A 22,745-nucleotide genomic window follows, 5' to 3' on the forward strand; every position below is an offset into this window, starting at 1 on the left:
ACATGCAAAAAGTTGTTCTCGCTACCGGTAATGCCGGTAAGGTGCGCGAGCTGGCCTCGCTGTTAAATGATTTCGGTCTGGATGTGGTCGCGCAGACCGAGCTGGGCGTGGACTCGGCCGAAGAGACCGGCCTGACCTTTATCGAAAATGCCATTCTGAAGGCGCGCCACGCGGCGCAGGTGACCGGTCTGCCGGCCATTGCCGATGACTCCGGTCTGGCGGTGGACGTGCTTGGCGGTGCGCCAGGGATCTACTCCGCCCGCTATTCCGGCGTCGATGCCAGCGATCGGCAGAACCTCGAAAAGCTGCTGGACGCGCTCAAGGATGTACCGGATGAGCAGCGCCAGGCGCAGTTCCACTGCGTGCTGGTCTATATGCGTCATGCCGAGGATCCTACCCCGATTGTCTGCCACGGCAGCTGGCCGGGTGTCATCGCCCGCGAGGCGGCAGGCAACGGCGGTTTTGGCTACGATCCTATTTTCTTTGTCCCGACCGAGGGCAAAACCGCTGCGGAACTGACCCGCGAAGAGAAAAGCGCGATCTCCCATCGTGGGCGCGCACTGAAACTGTTACTGGAAGCGTTACGTAATGGCTAATTTGCCACCTCTGAGTCTTTATATTCACATCCCGTGGTGCGTGCAGAAATGCCCGTACTGCGATTTCAATTCGCATGCGCTGAAAGGCGAAGTGCCTCATGACGATTACGTTCAGCATCTGCTTGCCGATCTGGACGCCGACGTAGCTTACGCGCAGGGACGTGAAGTTAAGACTATCTTCATTGGTGGCGGTACGCCGAGCCTGCTCTCGGGCCCGGCGATGCAGACGCTGCTGGATGGCGTGCGTGCGCGCCTCAATCTGGCAGCGGATGCAGAAATTACCATGGAGGCCAATCCGGGTACGGTTGAGGCCGATCGATTTGTCGAGTATCAGCGTGCCGGTGTAAATCGGATCTCCATTGGGGTACAGAGCTTCAGCGAGCCGAAGTTAAAGCGTCTGGGGCGTATTCATGGCCCGGGTGAGGCAAAGCGCGCTGCACATCTGGCGACCGGGCTGGGCCTGCGCAGCTTTAACCTCGACCTGATGCACGGCCTGCCGGATCAGTCCCTGGAAGAAGCGCTGGACGATCTGCGCCAGGCCATCGAACTGAACCCGCCGCATCTCTCCTGGTATCAGCTGACCATTGAGCCGAACACGCTGTTTGGTTCGCGCCCGCCGGTGCTGCCTGATGATGACGCACTGTGGGATATTTTCGAGCAGGGCCATAGGCTTTTGACCGCCGCCGGGTATCAGCAGTACGAAACCTCGGCCTACGCAAAGCCGGGCTACCAGTGTCAGCACAACCTGAACTACTGGCGTTTTGGCGACTACCTGGGGATTGGCTGCGGTGCCCACGGCAAAGTGACCTTCCCGGACGGTCGCATTCTGCGAACTGCCAAAACGCGCCATCCGCGTGGCTATATGGAAGGGCGCTATCTGGAGCGCAGCCATGACGTCGAGGCCGAAGATAAGCCGTTTGAGTTCTTTATGAACCGCTTCCGTCTGCTGGAAGCCGCGCCGCGAGCGGAGTTTGCGTTGTATACCGGGTTACCTGAAACGGTGATTCGTCCTCAGCTGGATGAAGCCATCGCCAAAGGTTATCTGACCGAGTGCGAACACGACTGGCAGATCACTCAGCAGGGTAAATTGTTTCTCAATTCCCTGCTGGAGCTGTTCCTTGCTGAGTAATTTTCGATGCGCCTTCGGGCGCATTATTCATATATATCGGTAAAACCGACTATCCTGCACGATATTTTAATCATAACCGGGCGCCTGCCGGATATTATTACTAAAACCATTAATCTCTCTCGTTTTATTTCTCCAATCCAGCGCACATTTTAATAATAAAGCACTACCCCAGCTGAAAATTGTGATTATGATTGCGCCAGATGTACGACAACTTTGTAAATCTGTCATACAAATAAGAGCATCGCGTAACGGAATTCATTCTGACATCTTTTAGCATGGAGCTTAATAATGGAAAAAAGAACGCATCTATTTTTATTGTTATGGGCCTTTCTGATGACCTTATTCACTTTTCCTGCCAGCGCAGCAGAGAGAGTGACCCTTAAACTCGCACATAACCTTGAACGCAGCCACGTCGTCCATCGCGCATTTGAAGCCCTGGCGAAAGATGTACACCAGTTATCCGACGGCAAAATGACCGTGCGGATATATCCCAGCAGTCAAATGGGGAATGCCCGTGAAACAATGGAGCTCCTACAAAATGGCGCGCTGGATATGACCAAAGGATCGGCCAGTGATTTGGAATCCTTTGACAATATTTATGCTATTTATAATTTACCTTTCTTATTTAACGATCAGCAGCATTTTAATTCCGTTGTATTTGGCGAGATCGGCAAAGATATTATGGAATCCACTAAAGAGAGAGGCTTCTTTGCTTTATCCGCTTATGTCGCGGGTACCCGAAGTTTCTATGCTAAAAAACCCATTACTAAACCGGCGGATCTGAAGGGGCTCAAAATTCGTGTTCAGCCAAGCCCAACCACGATCAAAATGGTGGAGCTAATGGGCGGCTCGCCAACCCCGGTCTCCTTCGGCGAAGTCTATACCGCCATGCAGCAGGGTGTGGTTGACGGGGCGGAAAATAACGTTCCGTCATGGGTACAAACGCGCCATATTGAAATCGCTAAGGTGTTCTCTGAGGATGAACATGCAGCTATCCCGGACTTTCTGGTTATCGCCACCAAAACCTGGAATGCCCTGACAGCTGAACAACAACACATTCTGGCGACAGCCGCCCTTAACTCTCAAACCTATCAGCAAAAACTGTGGGAGCAGATTGATGCCGATACCCGCGCTCAGGCAAAAGCGATGGGTGGTGAAATCGTTAAAGTGGATAAAGCCCCTTTCCGCGCCGCAGTTCAGCCGCTGTTCGATGATTTCAAAAAAGATCCCAAACAAGCCGCCCTGCTGGCGAAGTTTGAAAACGCTGCGAAGCAGTAATTTTTCACAGGGTCTGTTCAGACCCTGTTTTAACGGGATATTCGCCATGATATTAAACCGCCTTAAGGCTGCGGTAGACCGCGTCATTGCTGCTTTTTGCGTGATAGTAATGGTTGCACTGGTCGTCTGTGTCGTGTGGCAGGTAATCAGCCGCTACGTCCTTAACCAGCCCAGCACACTCACCGATGAGCTGGCACGGTTTTTAATGATATGGGTTGGGTTGCTCGGCGCGGCCTATACCGTTGGCGCTCAGCGACACCTCTCAATCGATCTTCTCGCGTTATCACTCAGCCGTCCTAAGCAGGCCCTGTTGAACCTGTTTGTGAATGTGATGATTTTTGTTTTTGCCGGCCTGGTCATCGTGACGGGAGGCATCAGGCTGATAAGTAAAACCTTTGAGACGGCGCAGGTCTCCGCAGCGATGCAGATCCCGATGGGTTACGTGTATCTCATACTGCCGCTTAGCGGCATGGTGATGATGTTTTATGCCCTGAACTTCGTGTGTCAGAGCTTTCTACATTTTAAGAGTACATCTCCGGAGACGATATAATGGAAAACGCAGTAGCGCTGATGCTTTTTGGCAGCTTTTTTGTGCTGGTTTTCATCGGGATACCGATCTCTTTTTCAATCGGTATCGCCACCGTGGCCTCCATGCTGCTGATGTTTCCATGGGAGATCGCCGTCATTACGGTTTCCCAGCGCCTGGCGAACGGTTTAGATAATTTCTCGCTGCTGGCGATCCCCTTTTTTATTTTTGCGGGCACGCTGATGAACAGCGGCGGGATCGCCATACGGCTGATCAGGCTGGCGCAGGTGATGGTGGGTCGGGTGCCCGGCTCGCTCGGCCATGTGAACGTGCTGGCGAATATGATGTTTGGCTCTATCTCAGGTTCCGCGGTTGCGGCGGCCGCGGCCGTTGGCGGTACGCTTCATCCCATCCAGACAAAGCAGGGTTACGATCCCGCCTTCACCACCGCGGTAAACGTCTCATCCTGTATCACCGGCCTGCTCATTCCGCCTTCCAATGTGCTGATTGTTTTCTCCCTCACCGCAGGCGGCGTCTCGATAGCCTCTTTATTTATGGCGGGCTATCTGCCGGGGATCCTGATGGGGCTGGCGATTATGCTCGTTTGCGCGGTCATTGCTAAGCGCCGCGGCCGGCCACTGGCCAAGCGTCCCACCTGCGCACAGGCGCTAAAAGCGTTGCTCGATGCTCTGCCGAGCCTGCTGCTGGTGATCATCGTTATGGGGGGTATTCTTGGCGGCATCTTTACGGCTACCGAAGCCTCAGCCATTGCCGTGATCTACACCTTCATCCTGTCGGTGCTGATTTATCGTGAAGTGAAATGGCGAGATTTAGCCAGGCTTATTCTGGAGTCGGTGGTGATGACATCCATAGTCCTGCTGCTGATCGGCTTTTCCGTGGGCATGTCATGGGCAATGACCAACGCGGATATCCCTTACTTAATCAGCGATACCCTTATGGGCATTTCTGATAATCCGCTGATTATTCTGCTGTTGATAAACATCGTGCTGCTGATTGTGGGGATCTTTATGGACATGACCCCTGCGGTCCTGATCTTCACGCCCATCTTCTTGCCTATAGCCCAGGATTTGGGGATGGATCCGGTGCATTTTGGCATCATGATGGTGGCCAATCTCTGTATTGGCCTGCTGACACCGCCTGTGGGAAGTGCGCTGTTTGTCGGCTGTTCAATTTCAGGGGTAAATATACAGCAGCTGATCAAACCGTTATTGCCGTTCTACGCGGCCCTGTTGATAGCGCTAATGCTTATCGCCTACATCCCGGCAATTTCGTTGTGTATCCCGCAACTGTTGGGATTGATGTAGTTCAGACCAGCAAAGGGAGATCCCCTTTGCTGGATAATGTGGCTTATTTCAGGCCGCTGACCAGCCCCTTGCGGCTCTCTTCCAGCGAAACCACGCGTTTACACACGTCTTTGCCAAACTCCTTGAAATCCGCTTCCTGGTTCTTCCACTCGTTCTGAATGGAAGTTTGCAGCCCGCCCAGACTACCCAGCACGCCCTGCAGCGGGTTGCCGCCGCCTTTCAGCACTGCTTTAGCGCCCATCTCGTTGATACTGTCCTGCAGAATGCCGCCCATCGCCTGATTTACCAGCTGCTGGCCGTCGGCACGTACCTGATCGATCGCCTGATAGTGGAACGTCAGGCCATCGGTACGATGTTCAATAATCCGGTTCATCTGCTCTTTTAACTGCGCGTCCAGTTTGGTCAGGCGCGAGCGCATATTGCTGCTCTCCCCTACCTCTTTAGCAATGATCTTATCCAGCGCGACACGGCCTTTTTCCACACGGGTCAGAGCGCCTTCGTCGATCCATGGTAGCGCGCTGCGCAGATCGGCCTGGTAATCTTTCGCCTGTTCACGTTGGGCTGCGCTCAGCGTGTATTGCTTGCCGTTAAACATGACGTTGCCATCCGGAGTGATCACCAGATTGCCGTTCTCACCTTTTACCTGCACGGTTTGCGGGCTCAAGATCACGTCGTCACGCGGCGTGACTTCGCATTTGTAGTCTGCGTGAGCGGTCAGAGCCGTGGTCATTAAAGCCGTAGCGAGCAGCGTTTTGCGCATCATATATTCTCCCTCATACAAAACGGGCCAGCAATTGCTGGCCCCTGATGCTCTATTAGTCCCACCAAATATCGAAAAGTTCGCTGATGCGCACGTCTTCGAATTTGTGGTCTTCCAGCCACTTACGTACGATAGCCTGATGCTCTTCGGTGCACTGGCCGATCTCTTGTTTGCAGATCAAACCTTCCCACGCCAGGTAGCCGCTGCCGTCAAATGCCAGCTTGTTCGGCTCGATAACTTCATTGATGAAAGCATCTACGTCTTCATCAATTTTTTCTACACTGGTGCCTTCCGGGAAACGCCATGCAACCGAAAAACCAATTTCCTGGAATTCTTCGATATGCATTTTCTTACGCAGACGACGGCTACGGTTCTTTGCCATTATTTCACCCTCTCGAACATTAAGTCCCATACGCCGTGACCAAGACGATGGCCACGCTGTTCAAATTTCGTTACCGGACGTGAGTCAGGACGCGGCACATAATCATTGCTCGCCGACTGGTTTTTATACCCGTCGAGCGTCGACATCACTTCCAGCATATGCTCCGCATACTGTTCCCAGTCGGTGGCCATGTGGAAAACGCCACCCAGCTTCAGTTTACTTTTGACCAGTTCGGCAAACGGCGCCTGAACGATACGGCGTTTATTATGACGTGCTTTGTGCCATGGGTCAGGGAAAAAGAGCTGAACCATGTTCAGAGAATTGTCAGGGATCATCTTGTGCAGCACTTCTACCGCGTCATGACACATCACCCGCAGATTCTCGACGCCCTCTTCATGGGCCGTCGCCAGGCAAGCACCCACGCCCGGTGAGTGAACCTCGATACCGAGGAAGTTCTGCTCCGGACGCGCTTTTGCCATGGTCACCAGCGAAGCGCCCATGCCGAAACCGATCTCCAGCGTAATCGGCGCGTCGCGGCCAAACAGCTCAACAAAGTCGAGCGGCTGTTCGGTGAACTCTACGCCCATCACCGGCCAGTAGTTATCCAGCGCATGTTGCTGCCCCTTTGTCAGGCGCCCCTGACGGCGGACAAAGCTGCGAATACGGCGTAGCGGGCGGCCGTTTTCATCAAATTCCGGTGATATGACGTCGTTTTTCATAAAAGAGTAGTCTGCTTGTGAGAATGTTCGGGAAACGGCATTATCCAAAGTTAATGATGGGATGCAAGCATGGGAAAGATCCGGTTTACAGCCGCATGCCGCTGTGCTGCAATCTGCGTCCCTGATATCGCGAAGCGAAGACCATGCAAGCCTCTCAATTTTCAGCCCAGGTGCTGGACTGGTACGACAAATACGGGCGTAAAACCCTGCCCTGGCAAACTGAAAAAACACCCTACAAAGTATGGCTCTCCGAGGTGATGTTGCAACAAACGCAGGTCGCTACCGTTATCCCCTACTTTGAGCGCTTTATGGCGCGTTTTCCCACCGTGACCGATCTGGCGAACGCCCCGCTTGATGAGGTGCTGCATCTGTGGACCGGGCTCGGCTACTACGCCCGCGCCCGCAATCTGCATAAAGCCGCCCAGCAGGTGGTGTCGCTGCACGGGGGTAAATTCCCGGAAACCTTCGAGGAAGTGGCTGCCCTGCCGGGCGTCGGCCGCTCTACCGCCGGGGCCGTTCTCTCCCTTTCGCTGGGGAAACACTTCCCCATTCTCGACGGCAACGTGAAGCGCGTGCTGGCACGCTGCTATGCCGTTGGCGGCTGGCCGGGCAAGAAGGAGGTGGAAAAGCGCCTGTGGGAAATCAGCGAGGCGGTCACTCCCGCTCGCGGCGTTGAACGCTTTAACCAGGCGATGATGGATCTGGGGGCGATGGTCTGCACCCGCTCGAAGCCCAAATGCGAACTCTGCCCGCTGAATAATCTGTGTGTGGCCTATGCCAACCACAGCTGGGCGCAGTATCCCGGTAAAAAGCCGAAGCAGACGCTGCCCGAGCGCACCGGCTATTTTCTGCTGATGCAGCACGAGGAGACGGTCTGGCTCGCCCAGCGCCCACCAAGCGGTTTATGGGGCGGCTTATTCTGCTTCCCGCAGTTTGAAGATGAGGATGGGCTTCGCGACTGGCTGGCGCAACGCGGCATCCCTGCCGATACTCTTGTGCAGCTCAACGCGTTTCGCCATACCTTTAGCCACTTCCATCTGGATATTGTTCCAATGTGGCTTCCCGTGTCCTCATTCACCTCGTGCATGGATGAAGGCACCGCTCTCTGGTATAACTTAGCGCAACCGCCGTCAGTGGGGCTGGCAGCTCCCGTAGAGCGCCTGTTACAGCAATTACGTGTCGGGGCAACGGTTTAGCTCCGGGCGACAAAGAGGAATCAGTATGGCCAGAACAATTTTTTGTACCTTCCTGCAACGCGACGCAGAAGGCCAGGACTTCCAGCTCTATCCGGGCGACCTGGGTAAGCGCATCTATAACGAGATCTCAAAAGAGGCGTGGGCGCAGTGGCAGCACAAGCAAACCATGCTGATTAACGAGCGCAAGCTCAACATGATGAACGTTGAACACCGCAAGCAGCTGGAAGAGGAGATGGTGAATTTCCTGTTTGAAGGCAAAGACGTCCACATCGAAGGCTACACGCCACCGGAAAAATAATATCGTGCAGGCTGATGCCCGGCGGCGCTACGCTTGCACGGGCCCACGATAACCAGGCCGGGTAAGCGAAGCGCCACCCGGCAAAACAGCCCCAAAAACAACACAACACGCACTCCCGGAATGATGAAAAAATTTTTAGCGCTTGCTCTTGTTGCACCGTTACTTGTTTCGTGTTCCTCCAGTAATAAAGGCGATAGCTATAACGAAGCCTGGGTGAAGGACACCAACGGTTTTGACATTCTGATGGGGCAGTTTGCCCACAACATCGAAAACATTTGGGGATTTAACGAAGTTCTGATCGCCGGACCGAAAGACTACGTTAAATACACCGACGCTTACCAGACCCGAAGCCACATCAACTTTGACGAGGGTACCATCACCGTCGAGACCATCGCCGGAACCGATCCTGCGGCACGTTTACGTGAGGCGATCGTCAAAACCCTGCTGATGGGTGACGATCCGGGCTCTATCGACCTTTACTCCGACGCCGACGACATCACCATCTCGAAAGAGCCGTTCCTGTACGGCCAGGTGGTGGATCAAACCGGTCAGTCCATTCGCTGGGAAGGTCGTGCCAACAACTTTGCCAACTATCTGCTACAAACCCGCCTGAAAAGCCGCAGCAACGGCCTGCGCGTTATCTACAGCGTGACCATTAACCTGGTGCCAAACCACCTCGATAAACGTGCGCACAAATATGTGGGGATGGTCCGTCAGGCATCGCGTAAATACGGTGTCGATGAGTCGCTGATCCTGGCGATTATGCAGACCGAATCGTCGTTTAACCCGTATGCGGTGAGCCGCTCCGACGCCCTGGGCCTGATGCAGGTTGTTCAGCACAGCGCCGGAAAAGATGTGTTCCGCGCGCAGGGAAAATCTGGCATGCCAGGCCGCAGTTATCTCTTTGATCCCGCCAGCAATATTGATACCGGCACCGCCTATCTGGCGATGCTGAACAACGTCTACCTGAGCGGCATTGATAACCCGACCTCGCGTCGCTATGCGGTCATCACCGCCTATAACGGCGGTGCGGGCAGCGTGCTGCGGGTCTTCTCCAGCGATAAACTGAAGGCGGCGAGCATTATCAACAGCATGTCGCCAGGGGATGTTTACCAGACCCTGACCACCCGTCACCCCGCCGCCGAGTCACGCCGCTATCTTTATAAGGTCAATACGGCGCAAAAGAACTATCGTAGAAAGTAGCCTTCTCTCTTTTACCCTCTCCTCCCCGGAGAGGGTAAAGATCCTCTCCAGCAGTGCAGGCCTCATCCATAGGAAAGTGTTATTTGCATCACAATCCAAACTGCAAATTAATGTTGATTGCATTTTTTTGCGGGAGGTAACAAAACATCACGCCACTCGCTGATAGAATTGCATCAAATACAAAACCCAAATGTTTCTACACCAACATACAGCCCGCTCTCTTGTGAGGAAAGTAACATGAACCTTAAGCTGCAGCTTAAAATCTTGTCGTTTCTGCAGTTCTGTCTGTGGGGGAGCTGGCTAACCACGCTCGGCTCCTACATGTTTGTCACGCTCAAATTCGACGGTGCCTCTATCGGCGCGGTCTATAGCTCTTTGGGTATCGCTGCCGTCTTTATGCCGACCCTGCTCGGGATCGTGGCGGATAAATGGATAAGCGCCAAGTGGGTGTATGCGCTTTGCCATCTGGTGGGGGCGGGTACGCTGTTTATGGCGGCCGAGGTCACCACGCCAGGGGCGATGTTTATGGTGATCCTGCTTAACTCGCTGGCCTATATGCCAACGCTGGGCCTGATCAACACCATCTCCTACTACCGTCTGAAAGACGCCGGTATGGATATCGTCACCGATTTCCCACCGATCCGTATCTGGGGCACCATCGGCTTTATCATGGCGATGTGGGGCGTGAGCTTCGCGGGCTTCGAACTGAGCCACATGCAGCTCTATATCGGGGCGGTACTCTCCGTGGTGCTGGCGCTGTTCACCCTGACCCTGCCGCACATTCCGGTCTCTAACCAGCAGAAAAACCAGAGCTGGAGCACCATGCTCGGCCTGGATGCTTTCGCGCTGTTTAAAAACAAACGCATGGCGATCTTCTTTATCTTCTCCATGCTGCTGGGTGCGGAGCTGCAGATCACCAACATGTTCGGCAATACCTTCCTGCACAGCTTCGATAACGACCCGCTGTTCTCCGGGAGCTTTATCGTAGAGCATGCGTCGGTGATGATGTCGATTTCCCAGATCTCCGAAACGCTGTTCATCCTGACCATCCCGTTCTTCCTGAGCCGCTACGGCATTAAGAACGTTATGATGATCAGTATTTTCGCGTGGATGCTGCGCTTCGGTCTGTTTGCCTACGGCGACCCGTCAGCCTTCGGTACCGTGCTGCTGGTGCTGTCGATGATTGTCTACGGCTGCGCCTTCGACTTCTTCAACATCTCCGGCTCCGTGTTTGTGGAGAAAGAGGTTCGTCCGGAAATCCGCGCCAGCGCCCAGGGCATGTTCCTGATGATGACCAACGGCTTCGGCTGTATTCTCGGCGGCGTGGTGAGCGGTAAGGTTGTGGAGATGTATACCACTAACGGTATTACTGACTGGCAGCCGGTGTGGCTGATCTTCGCAGGCTACTCTTTGGTGCTGGCCTTCGCCTTCATGGCGCTGTTCAAGTACAAACATGTTCGTACTCCAACAGGTGCGCAGACCGTCGCGCATTAATCTGTTAGGTTCCCCCCTCCTGCGAGGGGGGAATTTTTTTACTTCAGTACATACCCGTACAACCGCTTAATCCCGTCCGCATCCTTCTCGCTGTAAACGCCCTGCAGTTCCGGTGAAAAACCGGGCAGCAAATTGACGCCCTCTTCCAGCGCCAGGAAGTAACGCTGCACCGCCCCACCCCAGAGTTCGCCCGGCACCACGCACAGCACGCCCGGCGGGTATGGCAGCGCCCCTTCCGCCGCGATACGCCCTTCGGCTTCGCTGATGCGCACCAGCTCGACGTTACCGCGAATAAAGGCCTGGTTAGCATCCTGCGGGTTCATCGCCACGGTGGGCAGGCTCTCTTTACGGAACATCGCTTTCTGCAAATCCTTCACGTCAAAGCTGACGTACAGATCGTGCATCTCCTGGCAGAGCTGACGCAGGGTGTAGTCCCGGTAGCGCACCGGGTATTTCTTCCAGATGGTCGGCAGGACATCCGCCAGCGGGGTGTCGTCCTCAATGTGCTGTTCAAACTGGCCCAGCATCGCCACCAGTTGCGCCATCTTCTCTGCGCTCTCCGCGGGAGTGAGCAGGAACAGAATGGAGTTAAGATCGCACTTCTCCGGAACGATGCCTTTCTCACGCAGGTAGTGCGCCAGAATGGTCGCCGGGATGCCAAAGTCAGTATACTCCCCGCTTTCAGCATCGATACCCGGCGTGGTCAGCAGCAGCTTGCACGGGTCGACAAAGTATTGCTCCTCGGCATAGCCGTCAAAGCCGTGCCATTTGGCCCCCGGCTCAAAGCTGAAGAAACGCAGCTCGCTGGCAATCGCATGGGTAGGATGATCCTGCCACGGACGCCCGGCCACCACCGGCGGGATAAACGGCTTAATCATCTTGCAGTTGGCGATAATCGCCTTGCGCGCCTCGATACCCAGCTCAACGCACTCGGCCCAAAGCCGACGTCCGCTCTCCCCTTCATGGATCTTGGCGTTAACGTCGAGAGCTGCAAACAGCGGATAGAACGGGCTGGTGGAAGCGTGAAGCATAAAGGCGTTGTTGAGGCGCTTATGCGGGCAGAAACGCGCCTGACCGCGGATATGGTTATCCTTTTTGTGGATCTGCGAGGTCTGGGAGAACCCGGCCTGCTGTTTGTGCACCGACTGGGTGACAAAAATCCCCGGATCCTTCTCGTTGAGCTCCAGCAGCAGCGGCGAGCTGTCCGCCATCATCGGGATAAACTGCTCGTAACCCACCCACGCGGAGTCAAACAGGATGTAGTCACACAGCTGGCCGATCTTGTCGATCACCTGGCGGGCGTTATAGATGGTACCGTCATAGGTGCCGAGCTGGATCACTGCCAGACGGAACGGACGCGCTTCACGGGCTTTTTCCGGAGCCACTTCGCGGATCTGCTCCCGCAGGTACGCCTCGTCAAAGCAGCGGTCATCAATGCCGCCAATAAAGCCAAACGGGTTACGCGCCGCTTCGAGATAAACCGGGGTCGCTCCGGCCTGGATCAGCGCGCCATGGTGGTTGGATTTATGGTTGTTGCGGTCAAACAACACCAGATCGCCACGGGTGAGCAGCGCATTGGTCACCACCTTATTGGCGGCCGAGGTGCCGTTGAGGACGAAATAGGTTTTGTCGGCGTTAAATACCTTCGCGGCGAACTTTTGCGCATGCTTGGCAGAACCTTCATGGATCAGCAGATCGCCCAGCTTCACGTCGGCGTTGCACATATCGGCACGAAAGACATTCTCACCAAAGAAATCGAAGAACTGGCGGCCTGCCGGGTGTTTCTTAAAGAATGCCCCGTGCTGATGCCCCGGGCAGGCAAAGGTGCTGTTGTCCATCGCCACGTACTGGCTGAGAGTGTCGAAAAACGGCGGCAGCAGGTTCTCTTCATAGCGACAGGCCGCGGCTTCCAGCTCTAACCACTCCTGCGCTTTGCCATCGATCACAGCATCGACACCCGCAGGGGTTTCAACAGGCTGTGGCGAGAACATAAATACAGGCAGGTTAAAACCGGTTCGTTTCAGTAATGCGAGGATGCCGCTGTGACTTTCAGCGACGGTAATGACGACTGCCGCCACATCCGTAAAATCTGTGTTATCCAGCGTCACCACTTCCCGGTGTGTGGATAAGGCGGACGCCAGCTCGCGGCTGACGGCAATTTTCATTGATTTCATAAGCGCAAATACCCGTGCAAGGCGTGAAAAAGCCCCGGACAGGGAGTCCCCCTGCCCAACGAATGTGTCTGACCGGAGTTCAGCTCCGACCGCCAGACATCAGTAAAAGCAGAACGCGTCTGGTTTTACTGTTGTCCTGCAGTGAGCCTGCGTTACCCTCACCGCATGGTGAGCGTAGAATAAGATGTGTCGATACGGCCAGCCATTTGAGCGAGAGAGAGTCTGTGCATTGGCGGCCTCGTATCTGAGAGGAGAAAATTCGCGCAATAATGTCACCTTTCGCCAGGGGGCGCAAGAAGGAATCATTATGCAGAATATGGGATTAACTTGGCGATTACTCACTGAAAAGAGTAATAATAATGCAATATCAATGAGTAAATAACAGGAGTTCACAGTGGTTATTGGACCGTTCATTAATGCGGGAGCCGTGCTGCTGGGCGGCGTACTTGGCGCGGTGCTAAGCCAGCGATTACCGGAGCGTATTCGCTCTTCGATGCCCTCAATCTTTGGCCTCGCCTCACTGGGGATTGGTATTCTGCTGGTCATCAAGTGCGCCAACCTGCCGGTGATGGTGCTGGCAACGCTGCTCGGAGCGTTGATTGGAGAGTTCTGCTATCTGGAGAAAGGGATTAACGGCGCCGTCAGCAAAGCGAAAAATCTGCTTTCCCGTGGGAAGCAGAAAGGCGGTGGACACGACGCGTTTATCCAGAACTATGTCGCCATCATCATTCTGTTTTGCGCCAGCGGCACGGGGATTTTTGGCTCGATGCAGGAGGGGATGACCGGCGACCCCAGCATTCTTATCGCTAAAGCCTTCCTGGATTTCTTTACTGCCACCATTTTTGCGACCACCCTGGGTATCGCGGTTGCCGCGATTTGCGTGCCGATGCTGCTTATCCAGCTCGCCCTCGCGACCTGCGCCACATTAATCTTACCGCTGACCACGCCGGCAATGATGGCGGACTTTACCGCCGTTGGTGGTCTGCTGCTGCTGGCAACCGGGCTGCGGATCTGCGGAATTAAGATGTTTGCGGTAGTCAATATGCTGCCTGCGCTGGTGATCGCCATGCCGCTTTCCGCCCTGTGGACCGCGTTTTTTGCCTGAGATCGCAGCAAACTGGCGACAGAGTGTGCGGTCAGTAGCGAAATCAACAAATTCCATTGACGGCACGAGGCGGATCGGGTTTAATTCGCCCCGTTGCCCGGATAGCTCAGTCGGTAGAGCAGGGGATTGAAAATCCCCGTGTCCTTGGTTCGATTCCGAGTCCGGGCACCACTATTTAAAGAAACCAGCCTACGGGCTGGTTTTTTGCTTTTGGAGAAACAGAATCTTATAACTTCTTCAGCTTCCCTATCACCGCATCTGCCAGCGCTTCAGGGCATGCAAACCCCGACCGAACCCGATGCGTCAGCAGCGTTGAGCCATACTGACGGGTAATTTGCGGCAGACAGGCGTCGTGAAAGGCTTTAACGTCCTCAAAGTAGTCCAGCGTGTATTTATCCTCCCCAGGCCGTGCTCGCGCCATACAGTCGTTAAAACAGGCCGTGGCGTCGCGATCGATATAGACCACCAAATCGATATGCGGATAGCGCTGCAGGTTATCCTTAATCTGGTAGAAATAAGACATATACCGGGCCGATGGCTGTTCAGTCATCAGGAAATTCACATGGCAGAACACGATGTCGCTGAACAGGGAACGTTCTATAACGTAGTTGCCTTCCGGGATGTTGTTTAACAGACGCAGGCGGGAAGCGGTGATATAGAGCTGAAAGGCCACTCTGGCGTCAGCATCGTGCGGGTTCTCAACGAACACCTGAAGCAGTTCAAGAAATACCGGATCTTCATCCACGGGCTCCTTTATTACACTCCAGTTTGCGCCTGTCTTTTCTGTTAACGCCGCCGCCAGAGGTACCAGCAGGGTGCTTTTCCCCGCAGCAATATTGGCCTCAATAGCAACGATCTTCACAGCGATCCTCCTGAAAATGGATCCGCTGAAGCAGGATCGGCCAGTCGATCGTGAGGTATGGTTGGGAAAAATGGGGCTTCACAGGAGAGATATTCCTGGTATTCAGCCACGTACAGCAGAAGTTGCTCCCCACAGGATTCCTGTTCGCCGTAGTCGACCCGCGTTGAAGAGTGTCTGAAGAAAGTGATCATAACGCTTTCACACCGTATGAAGGGGCTCCCTTATTAAGGATAAGGGAGCATCGGGATTATGCCTTTTTCGCGCTGTAAACTTCTTCACCGGAGAACGCCGGTTCAGCCCAGAAATTGATATTAAACTGCGCATCGTCGGTCATCTCAATACGGTGCCAGTACTGCGGTGGGCTGGTCGCAAAGGTGCCTGCGTTAATCACGACTTTTACTTCTGGCTCCGTCGCCTCTTCATTGGCGAAGCCGTAATAGGTTACAGTCCCTTCCATTACACAGAGCTGGCCAAAAATTCCGGCTGCGGTGTTGTGATGGCTCAGAAGCGCTGCGGGGACATTATCTTTAGTAAAGAAGGGAGTGGAACGTTTGATGGTCCAGTTTTTGGGAATTCTGTGATGGCTCATAAGTACCTCCGGCTTTAAACATGCATTTAAAATACATCTTTATGTTTCGCCTGTAAAGCATTATTGATAATAAATCTCATTTACATGAAAGGTAACTCTACTGCAGAAAGGATAATAGCTTGTAGGCCGGGTAAGGCGCAGCCGCCCGGCGGGTTTTTCCGCCGCAACGCAAAAAGCCCATCCGTGAGGATGGGCTTTCGCGTGTTTGATGCCTGGCAGTTCCCTACTCTCGCATGGGGAGACCCCACACTACCATCGGCGCTACGGCGTTTCACTTCTGAGTTCGGCATGGGGTCAGGTGGGACCACCGCGCTACAGCCGCCAGGCAAATTCTGTTGTCACCCCACCCGCAGGCGCAGTGAATAATCTGTATCAGCTGAAAATCTCTCAAATCCGCCGAAACAGCTTCGGCGTTGTAAGGTTAAGCCTCACGGTTCATTAGTATCGGTTAGCTCAACGCATCGCTGCGCTTACACACCCGACCTATCAACGTCGTCGTCTTCAACGTTCCTTCAGGAGCCTTAAAGGCTCAGGGAGAACTCATCTCGGGGCAAGTTTCGTGCTTAGATGCTTTCAGCACTTATCTCTTCCGCATTTAGCTACCGGGCAGTGCCATTGGCATGACAACCCGAACACCAGTGATGCGTCCACTCCGGTCCTCTCGTACTAGGAGCAGCCCCCCTCAATTCTCCAGCGCCCACGGCAGATAGGGACCGAACTGTCTCACGACGTTCTAAACCCAGCTCGCGTACCACTTTAAACGGCGAACAGCCGTACCCTTGGGACCTACTTCAGCCCCAGGATGTGATGAGCCGACATCGAGGTGCCAAACACCGCCGTCGATATGAACTCTTGGGCGGTATCAGCCTGTTATCCCCGGAGTACCTTTTATCCGTTGAGCGATGGCCCTTCCATACAGAACCACCGGATCACTATGACCTGCTTTCGCACCTGCTCGAGCCGTCACTCTCGCAGTCAAGCTAGCTTATGCCATTGCACTAACCTCCTGATGTCCGACCAGGATTAGCTAACCTTCGTGCTCCTCCGTTACTCTTTAGGAGGAGACCGCCCCAGTCAAACTACCCACCAGACACTGTCCGCAACCCGGATTACGGGTCTACGTTAGAACACCAGCCATTAAAGGGTGGTATTTCAAGGATGGCTCCACGCAGACTGGCGTCCACGCTTCAAAGCCTCCCACCTATCCTACACATCAAGGACCAGTGTTCAGTGTCAAGCTATAGTAAAGGTTCACGGGGTCTTTCCGTCTTGCCGCGGGTACACTGCATCTTCACAGCGATTTCAATTTCACTGAGTCTCGGGTGGAGACAGCCTGGCCATCATTACGCCATTCGTGCAGGTCGGAACTTACCCGACAAGGAATTTCGCTACCTTAGGACCGTTATAGTTACGGCCGCCGTTTACCGGGGCTTCGATCAAGAGCTTCGCGTTGCCGCTAACCCCATCAATTAACCTTCCGGCACCGGGCAGGCGTCACACCGTATACGTCCACTTTCGTGTTTGCACAGTGCTGTGTTTTTAATAAACAGTTGCAGCCAGCTGGTATCTTCGACTGATTTCAGCTCCACCCGCAGGGGCTTCACCTACATATCAGCGTGCCTTCTCCCGAAGTTACGGCACCATTTTGCCTAGTTCCTTCACCCGAGTTCTCTCAAGCGCCTTGGTATTCTCTACCTGACCACCTGTGTCGGTTTGGGGTACGATTTGATGTTACCTGATGCTTAGAGGCTTTTCCTGGAAGCAGGGCATTTGTTGCTTCAGCACCGTAGTGCCTCGTCATCACACCTCAGCGTTAGTAAGGCTCCGGATTTACCTGGAACCTCCGCCTACATGCTTAAACCGGGACAACCGTCGCCCGGCCAACATAGCCTTCTCCGTCCCCCCTTCGCAGTAACACCGAGTACAGGAATATTAACCTGTTTCCCATCGACTACGCCTTTCGGCCTCGCCTTAGGGGTCGACTCACCCTGCCCCGATTAACGTTGGACAGGAACCCTTGGTCTTCCGGCGAGCGGGTTTTTCACCCGCTTTATCGTTACTTATGTCAGCATTCGCACTTCTGATACCTCCAGCATGCCTCACAGCACACCTTCGACGGCTTACAGAACGCTCCCCTACCCAACAACACATAGTGTCGCTGCCGCAGCTTCGGTGCATGGTTTAGCCCCGTTACATCTTCCGCGCAGGCCGACTCGACCAGTGAGCTATTACGCTTTCTTTAAATGATGGCTGCTTCTAAGCCAACATCCTGGCTGTCTGTGCCTTCCCACATCGTTTCCCACTTAACCATGACTTTGGGACCTTAGCTGGCGGTCTGGGTTGTTTCCCTCTTCACGACGGACGTTAGCACCCGCCGTGTGTCTCCCGTGATAACATTCTCCGGTATTCGCAGTTTGCATCGGGTTGGTAAGCCGGGATGGCCCCCTAGCCGAAACAGTGCTCTACCCCCGGAGATGAATTCACGAGGCGCTACCTAAATAGCTTTCGGGGAGAACCAGCTATCTCCCGGTTTGATTGGCCTTTCACCCCCAGCCACAGGTCATCCGCTAATTTTTCAACATTAGTCGGTTCGGTCCTCCAGTTAGTGTTACCCAACCTTCAACCTGCCCATGGCTAGATCACCGGGTTTCGGGTCTATACCCTGCAACTTAACGCCCAGTTAAGACTCGGTTTCCCTTCGGCTCCCCTATACGGTTAACCTTGCTACAGAATATAAGTCGCTGACCCATTATACAAAAGGTACGCAGTCACACCACAAGGGTGCTCCCACTGCTTGTACGTACACGGTTTCAGGTTCTTTTTCACTCCCCTCGCCGGGGTTCTTTTCGCCTTTCCCTCACGGTACTGGTTCACTATCGGTCAGTCAGGAGTATTTAGCCTTGGAGGATGGTCCCCCCATATTCAGACAGGATACCACGTGTCCCGCCCTACTCTTCGAACTCACAGTGCATGTATTTTTGTGTACGGGAGTATCACCCTGTACCCTGCGACTTTCCAGACGCTTCCACTAATACATACGCTGATTCAGGTTCTGGGCTGCTCCCCGTTCGCTCGCCGCTACTGGGGGAATCTCGGTTGATTTCTTTTCCTCAGGGTACTTAGATGTTTCAGTTCCCCTGGTTCGCTTCGTTAAGCTATGTATTCACTTAACGATAGTGTGTCGAAACACACTGGGTTTCCCCATTCGGAAATCGTCGGTTATAACGGTTCATATCACCTTACCGACGCTTATCGCAGATTAGCACGTCCTTCATCGCCTCTGACTGCCTAGGCATCCACCGTGTACGCTTGGTCGCTTAACCTCACAACCCGAAGATGTTTCACTTCATGATTGCGAAAATTTGAGAGACTCTGACACACCGCTTATCTGCTCTTATTACGGAGAACAGACACGGCGTGTCGTTTCAATTTTCAGCTTGATCCAGATTTTTAAAGAGCAAAACTTCTCAATGCACTCGGAAGTACATTTAGAAGTTCATCATTCATCAGACAATCTGTGTGGACACTACAAAGGCAGGTTCTTTAAGGTAAGGAGGTGATCCAACCGCAGGTTCCCCTACGGTTACCTTGTTACGACTTCACCCCAGTCATGAATCACAAAGTGGTAAGCGCCCTCCCGAAGGTTAAGCTACCTACTTCTTTTGCAACCCACTCCCATGGTGTGACGGGCGGTGTGTACAAGGCCCGGGAACGTATTCACCGTAGCATTCTGATCTACGATTACTAGCGATTCCGACTTCATGGAGTCGAGTTGCAGACTCCAATCCGGACTACGACGCACTTTATGAGGTCCGCTTGCTCTCGCGAGGTCGCTTCTCTTTGTATGCGCCATTGTAGCACGTGTGTAGCCCTACTCGTAAGGGCCATGATGACTTGACGTCATCCCCACCTTCCTCCAGTTTATCACTGGCAGTCTCCTTTGAGTTCCCGGCCGGACCGCTGGCAACAAAGGATAAGGGTTGCGCTCGTTGCGGGACTTAACCCAACATTTCACAACACGAGCTGACGACAGCCATGCAGCACCTGTCTCAGAGTTCCCGAAGGCACCAAAGCATCTCTGCTAAGTTCTCTGGATGTCAAGAGTAGGTAAGGTTCTTCGCGTTGCATCGAATTAAACCACATGCTCCACCGCTTGTGCGGGCCCCCGTCAATTCATTTGAGTTTTAACCTTGCGGCCGTACTCCCCAGGCGGTCGACTTAACGCGTTAGCTCCGGAAGCCACTCCTCAAGGGAACAACCTCCAAGTCGACATCGTTTACGGCGTGGACTACCAGGGTATCTAATCCTGTTTGCTCCCCACGCTTTCGCACCTGAGCGTCAGTCTTTGTCCAGGGGGCCGCCTTCGCCACCGGTATTCCTCCAGATCTCTACGCATTTCACCGCTACACCTGGAATTCTACCCCCCTCTACAAGACTCTAGCCTGCCAGTTTCGAATGCAGTTCCCAGGTTGAGCCCGGGGATTTCACATCCGACTTGACAGACCGCCTGCGTGCGCTTTACGCCCAGTAATTCCGATTAACGCTTGCACCCTCCGTATTACCGCGGCTGCTGGCACGGAGTTAGCCGGTGCTTCTTCTGCGAGTAACGTCAATCGATGAGGTTATTAACCTCACCGCCTTCCTCCTCGCTGAAAGTACTTTACAACCCGAAGGCCTTCTTCATACACGCGGCATGGCTGCATCAGGCTTGCGCCCATTGTGCAATATTCCCCACTGCTGCCTCCCGTAGGAGTCTGGACCGTGTCTCAGTTCCAGTGTGGCTGGTCATCCTCTCAGACCAGCTAGGGATCGTCGCCTAGGTGAGCCATTACCCCACCTACTAGCTAATCCCATCTGGGCACATCTGATGGCAAGAGGCCCGAAGGTCCCCCTCTTTGGTCTTGCGACGTTATGCGGTATTAGCTACCGTTTCCAGTAGTTATCCCCCTCCATCAGGCAGTTTCCCAGACATTACTCACCCGTCCGCCGCTCGTCACCCAGGAGCAAGCTCCCTGTGCTACCGCTCGACTTGCATGTGTTAGGCCTGCCGCCAGCGTTCAATCTGAGCCATGATCAAACTCTTCAATTTAAGTTTGATGCTCGTGAATTAAACTTCGTAATGAATTACGTATGTTCACTCAGAGACTTTGGTATTCATTTATTGTCCGAAGACATTAAGAATCCATGTCACTTTGAGTGCCCACACAGATTGTCTGATAAATTGTTAAAGAGCAGTGCAACGCGGCTTTCGCTCACCGTTGCGAGGTGGCGTATATTACGCTTTCCTCTTCCAGAGTCAAGCGATAATTTCACGCTTTTCTCTGCTGACCCGGCGGCTTGTTTGCCGTTGTTCCGTGTCGATGGAGGCGCATTATAGGGAGTTCTCCCGGGGCCGCAACCCTTAAATGACAGAAAAATGACTGACTGCTGCATTCCCCAGCAAAACCCCGCCTTATACGCATTTGCCCACAGAGTTATCCACAAACGCGCTGATATTCCCTGCGACACATACGCTAAAACGGGTTCTGAATCACGCTGCGGCCTGCTCTTTCTTCACCAGAATGGTGGTTAACATAAAGGAGAGAACCAAAGATATCGCCACGCCTGCCAATGCAAAGACAAAGTACGGACCTATATAAGCAGGCAAACTGAAGATGCTCGACAGAATGTAGCCATAAAGACGCACGCCGAAGAAGGCAATAAAGGCTGATGCCAGCGAGCTGGCCACCGTGGCGGCAATAAAGGCCTTCTTGTAGCGCGTCAGGACACCAAAGAGTGCCGGTTCGGTAATCCCCAGCAGCGCAGAGATGGCCGCCGACAGCGTAACGGTCTTCTCCTGACGATCCCGGCTCAGACGCCAGATAGCGAATGTCGCCCCGGCAATTGCCATATTGGCCATAAACATCATCGGCATCAGCATGTCGTAGCCGCGGTCACTAAAGTTCTGCAGGGCAATCGGCGTCATCGCGTGATGCATACCGGTCAGGATCGCCACCGGACGGATGGCCCCGACGATAAGTCCGGCGAAGCTGGCCGACACGCCAAACAGCCCTTCTATAAAGAAGGCGAGTCCTTTACCCAGCCAGATGCCAATCGGACCGATCACCACCAGCGCCGCCAAAGCGCCTATAAAGAGAGTAAGCGTCGGCGTGAACACGGTTTTCAATACATCCGGCATGATGCTGTCTACCCAGCGATGGATATAGCTCAATGCCAGCACTGAGAAGATCACCGGAATGACGCTCGAGGCATAGTTAAAGACGGATACCGGGATCGCATTCATTAACCAGAGGACGCTGACCGCCCCTTCCTGATGCGTCGCCAGCGCTTTCGCTGCTTCTATTAAGGAGGGATACATCAGACAGGCGGCAACCGCCGCGGCAAGATACTCATTGGTCTTGAAGATCTTCGCCGCCGACACGGCGAGGAAGAACGGCAGGAAATAGAAGACGCCGCTGGCAATCAGGTCGATAACCATGACGGTATCGCTTTTCGCCGACACCACCTTCAGCGCGATCAGCCCGGCCAGCAAGCCTTTTATCATCCCGGCACCGGCAATGGCCGGGACAATCGGACCAAACACCCCCGAGACGGTATCCATAAAGAGGGAAACCAGGCTTTTACGCCCCTTTGTCGCCGTCGGCGCTGTATCAGCTCCCTGACCGAGCACATTAAGCATTTGCTCGTACCAGCTGTTCACCTTCGGCCCAATGATCACCTGAAACTGATCGCTCTGCAACTGCGCGCCCAGCACCCCCGGCAGATTTTTGATCGCGGTCTGGTCGACTTTATTATCGTCGATGAGATCAAACCGTAGCCGCGTCATACAGTGCCAGACTTTATTAATATTCCCCTGGCCGCCGACCAGACGAATAATATTGTTGATGGCTTCTTGCGTCCCCATAAAGACTCCTGCCGGTATGGTTGTTGTTTTATTGATGCCACGAGAATAGATAAACCAACCAGGCAAAACAAACCAATAAAAGTTGATATCGCTCACATTTAACCATGTAAAGAGCCATAAAACCGCCATCAATCCAAAATTGGTATGGTTTTTAATTAAAATAGAATCAAATAACTGACCAAAATAAATAATAAAAAAACGGTTT

The 22,745-nt window shown here is 53.8% G+C and carries 17 protein-coding genes, 1 tRNA gene and 3 rRNA genes; 11 read left to right on the forward strand and 10 right to left on the reverse strand.

What is annotated here, in order from left to right; translation table 11 throughout:
* The first annotated feature begins 2 nt into the window (after positions 1-2).
* The 5 genes from ES815_RS05985 (at position 3) to ES815_RS06005 (ending at position 4,854) form a co-directional block, all read left to right on the forward strand.
* Positions 3-596 carry an XTP/dITP diphosphatase gene (locus tag ES815_RS05985; protein WP_142487049.1) on the forward strand — a complete coding sequence of 198 codons (594 nt, stop codon included), beginning with the start codon at positions 3-5 and terminating at the stop codon, positions 594-596.
* On the forward strand, positions 589-1,725 hold the full coding sequence (gene hemW, locus ES815_RS05990) for a radical SAM family heme chaperone HemW (RefSeq protein WP_142487050.1): 1,137 nt from the start codon (positions 589-591) through the stop codon (positions 1,723-1,725). Before ES815_RS05985 ends, hemW begins: the two co-directional genes overlap by 8 nt.
* A 333-nt stretch (positions 1,726-2,058) precedes the next feature.
* Positions 2,059-3,003: a TRAP transporter substrate-binding protein gene (locus ES815_RS05995; protein WP_409518831.1), complete on the forward strand. Its 945-nt coding sequence runs from the start codon at positions 2,059-2,061 to the stop codon at positions 3,001-3,003.
* A 46-nt stretch (positions 3,004-3,049) separates the two neighbouring features.
* Complete coding sequence (locus ES815_RS06000) at positions 3,050-3,553, forward strand: TRAP transporter small permease (protein WP_142487052.1); 504 nt, start codon at positions 3,050-3,052, stop codon at positions 3,551-3,553.
* The gene (locus tag ES815_RS06005) at positions 3,553-4,854 is read left to right on the forward strand and encodes a TRAP transporter large permease (protein WP_142487053.1); all 1,302 of its coding nucleotides are present in this window, start codon (positions 3,553-3,555) and stop codon (positions 4,852-4,854) included. The genes ES815_RS06000 and ES815_RS06005 overlap by 1 nt, the downstream gene beginning before the upstream one ends.
* Before the next feature lie 43 nt (positions 4,855-4,897).
* Here the strand turns inward: ES815_RS06005 and ES815_RS06010 are convergent, their stop codons facing one another.
* From ES815_RS06010 to trmB, 3 genes are read right to left on the reverse strand one after another with little or no spacing between them, the layout of a single operon-like run.
* The gene (locus ES815_RS06010) at positions 4,898-5,617 is read right to left on the reverse strand and encodes a DUF2884 domain-containing protein (RefSeq protein WP_142487054.1); all 720 of its coding nucleotides are present in this window, start codon (positions 5,615-5,617) and stop codon (positions 4,898-4,900) included.
* A 52-nt stretch (positions 5,618-5,669) separates the two neighbouring features.
* Positions 5,670-5,996: a YggL family protein gene (locus ES815_RS06015; protein ID WP_142487055.1), complete on the reverse strand. Its 327-nt coding sequence runs from the start codon at positions 5,994-5,996 to the stop codon at positions 5,670-5,672.
* Entirely contained in the window at positions 5,996-6,715 is a 720-nt protein-coding gene (gene trmB / locus ES815_RS06020; protein ID WP_142487056.1) for a tRNA (guanosine(46)-N7)-methyltransferase TrmB, read from the reverse strand. Before trmB ends, ES815_RS06015 begins: the two co-directional genes overlap by 1 nt.
* Positions 6,716-6,858: 143 nt before the next feature.
* Between trmB and mutY the strand changes: the two genes are divergently transcribed.
* From mutY to ES815_RS06040, 4 genes are all read left to right on the forward strand, one after another.
* Complete coding sequence (gene mutY / locus ES815_RS06025) at positions 6,859-7,911, forward strand: A/G-specific adenine glycosylase (RefSeq protein WP_142487057.1); 1,053 nt, start codon at positions 6,859-6,861, stop codon at positions 7,909-7,911.
* 25 nt (positions 7,912-7,936) lie between these two features.
* The gene (locus tag ES815_RS06030) at positions 7,937-8,209 is read left to right on the forward strand and encodes an oxidative damage protection protein (protein WP_142487058.1); all 273 of its coding nucleotides are present in this window, start codon (positions 7,937-7,939) and stop codon (positions 8,207-8,209) included.
* Between the two features lie 123 nt (positions 8,210-8,332).
* Positions 8,333-9,412, forward strand: coding sequence for a membrane-bound lytic murein transglycosylase MltC (gene mltC, locus ES815_RS06035; protein ID WP_142487059.1), 1,080 nt, complete (start codon positions 8,333-8,335; stop codon positions 9,410-9,412).
* A gap of 237 nt (positions 9,413-9,649) precedes the next feature.
* On the forward strand, positions 9,650-10,906 hold the full coding sequence (locus ES815_RS06040; RefSeq protein ID WP_142487060.1) for a nucleoside permease: 1,257 nt from the start codon (positions 9,650-9,652) through the stop codon (positions 10,904-10,906).
* Positions 10,907-10,944: 38 nt separating this feature from the next.
* Here the strand turns inward: ES815_RS06040 and ES815_RS06045 are convergent, their stop codons facing one another.
* Positions 10,945-13,080: an ornithine decarboxylase gene (locus ES815_RS06045; RefSeq protein ID WP_142487061.1), complete on the reverse strand. Its 2,136-nt coding sequence runs from the start codon at positions 13,078-13,080 to the stop codon at positions 10,945-10,947.
* Between the two features lie 394 nt (positions 13,081-13,474).
* On the opposite strand from ES815_RS06045, the gene ES815_RS06050 reads away from it, so the two are divergent.
* Complete coding sequence (locus tag ES815_RS06050; protein WP_142487062.1) at positions 13,475-14,185, forward strand: DUF554 domain-containing protein; 711 nt, start codon at positions 13,475-13,477, stop codon at positions 14,183-14,185.
* A 95-nt stretch (positions 14,186-14,280) separates the two neighbouring features.
* Positions 14,281-14,356 (forward strand) — tRNA-Phe (locus ES815_RS06055).
* 55 nt (positions 14,357-14,411) lie between these two features.
* Here the strand turns inward: ES815_RS06055 and ES815_RS06060 are convergent.
* The 6 genes from ES815_RS06060 to ES815_RS06090 all read right to left on the reverse strand — a co-directional run bounded on the left by ES815_RS06060 (position 14,412) and on the right by ES815_RS06090 (position 22,540).
* The gene (locus tag ES815_RS06060) at positions 14,412-15,047 is read right to left on the reverse strand and encodes a deoxynucleoside kinase (protein ID WP_142487063.1); all 636 of its coding nucleotides are present in this window, start codon (positions 15,045-15,047) and stop codon (positions 14,412-14,414) included.
* A gap of 247 nt (positions 15,048-15,294) precedes the next feature.
* Positions 15,295-15,636, reverse strand: a complete 342-nt coding sequence (locus ES815_RS06065) for a DUF1971 domain-containing protein (protein WP_142487064.1) — start codon at positions 15,634-15,636, stop codon at positions 15,295-15,297.
* A gap of 210 nt (positions 15,637-15,846) precedes the next feature.
* A 5S ribosomal RNA gene (gene rrf / locus ES815_RS06070) occupies positions 15,847-15,962 on the reverse strand.
* 91 nt (positions 15,963-16,053) lie between these two features.
* Positions 16,054-18,959 (reverse strand): 23S ribosomal RNA (locus ES815_RS06075).
* A gap of 226 nt (positions 18,960-19,185) precedes the next feature.
* A 16S ribosomal RNA gene (locus ES815_RS06080) occupies positions 19,186-20,725 on the reverse strand.
* Together the 16S, 23S and 5S rRNA genes form the textbook arrangement of a ribosomal RNA operon.
* 441 nt (positions 20,726-21,166) lie before the next feature.
* On the reverse strand, positions 21,167-22,540 hold the full coding sequence (locus ES815_RS06090) for a PTS transporter subunit EIIC (RefSeq protein WP_142487066.1): 1,374 nt from the start codon (positions 22,538-22,540) through the stop codon (positions 21,167-21,169).
* Between the last annotated feature and the right edge of the window lie 205 nt (positions 22,541-22,745).

It is taken from the genome of Leclercia adecarboxylata (genome assembly GCF_006874705.1).
GTDB classification, from domain to species: Bacteria; Pseudomonadota; Gammaproteobacteria; order Enterobacterales; family Enterobacteriaceae; genus Enterobacter; species Enterobacter adecarboxylatus_C.

What these genes read in the sequence shown, in the direction of transcription:
- mutY (WP_142487057.1), top strand. Translation starts at nt 6,859, where the DNA reads ATGCAAGCCTCTCAATTTTCAGCCCAGGTGCTGGACTGGTACGACAAA.
- ES815_RS05995 (WP_409518831.1), top strand. Translation starts at nt 2,059, where the DNA reads ATGACCTTATTCACTTTTCCTGCCAGCGCAGCAGAGAGAGTGACCCTT.
- ES815_RS06005 (WP_142487053.1), top strand. Translation starts at nt 3,553, where the DNA reads ATGGAAAACGCAGTAGCGCTGATGCTTTTTGGCAGCTTTTTTGTGCTG.
- trmB (WP_142487056.1), bottom strand. Translation starts at nt 6,715, where the DNA reads ATGAAAAACGACGTCATATCACCGGAATTTGATGAAAACGGCCGCCCG.
- hemW (WP_142487050.1), top strand. Translation starts at nt 589, where the DNA reads ATGGCTAATTTGCCACCTCTGAGTCTTTATATTCACATCCCGTGGTGC.
- ES815_RS06030 (WP_142487058.1), top strand. Translation starts at nt 7,937, where the DNA reads ATGGCCAGAACAATTTTTTGTACCTTCCTGCAACGCGACGCAGAAGGC.
- ES815_RS06065 (WP_142487064.1), bottom strand. Translation starts at nt 15,636, where the DNA reads ATGAGCCATCACAGAATTCCCAAAAACTGGACCATCAAACGTTCCACT.
- ES815_RS06010 (WP_142487054.1), bottom strand. Translation starts at nt 5,617, where the DNA reads ATGATGCGCAAAACGCTGCTCGCTACGGCTTTAATGACCACGGCTCTG.
- ES815_RS06015 (WP_142487055.1), bottom strand. Translation starts at nt 5,996, where the DNA reads ATGGCAAAGAACCGTAGCCGTCGTCTGCGTAAGAAAATGCATATCGAA.
- ES815_RS06090 (WP_142487066.1), bottom strand. Translation starts at nt 22,540, where the DNA reads ATGGGGACGCAAGAAGCCATCAACAATATTATTCGTCTGGTCGGCGGC.
- ES815_RS06040 (WP_142487060.1), top strand. Translation starts at nt 9,650, where the DNA reads ATGAACCTTAAGCTGCAGCTTAAAATCTTGTCGTTTCTGCAGTTCTGT.
- mltC (WP_142487059.1), top strand. Translation starts at nt 8,333, where the DNA reads ATGAAAAAATTTTTAGCGCTTGCTCTTGTTGCACCGTTACTTGTTTCG.
- ES815_RS06045 (WP_142487061.1), bottom strand. Translation starts at nt 13,080, where the DNA reads ATGAAATCAATGAAAATTGCCGTCAGCCGCGAGCTGGCGTCCGCCTTA.
- ES815_RS06000 (WP_142487052.1), top strand. Translation starts at nt 3,050, where the DNA reads ATGATATTAAACCGCCTTAAGGCTGCGGTAGACCGCGTCATTGCTGCT.
- ES815_RS05985 (WP_142487049.1), top strand. Translation starts at nt 3, where the DNA reads ATGCAAAAAGTTGTTCTCGCTACCGGTAATGCCGGTAAGGTGCGCGAG.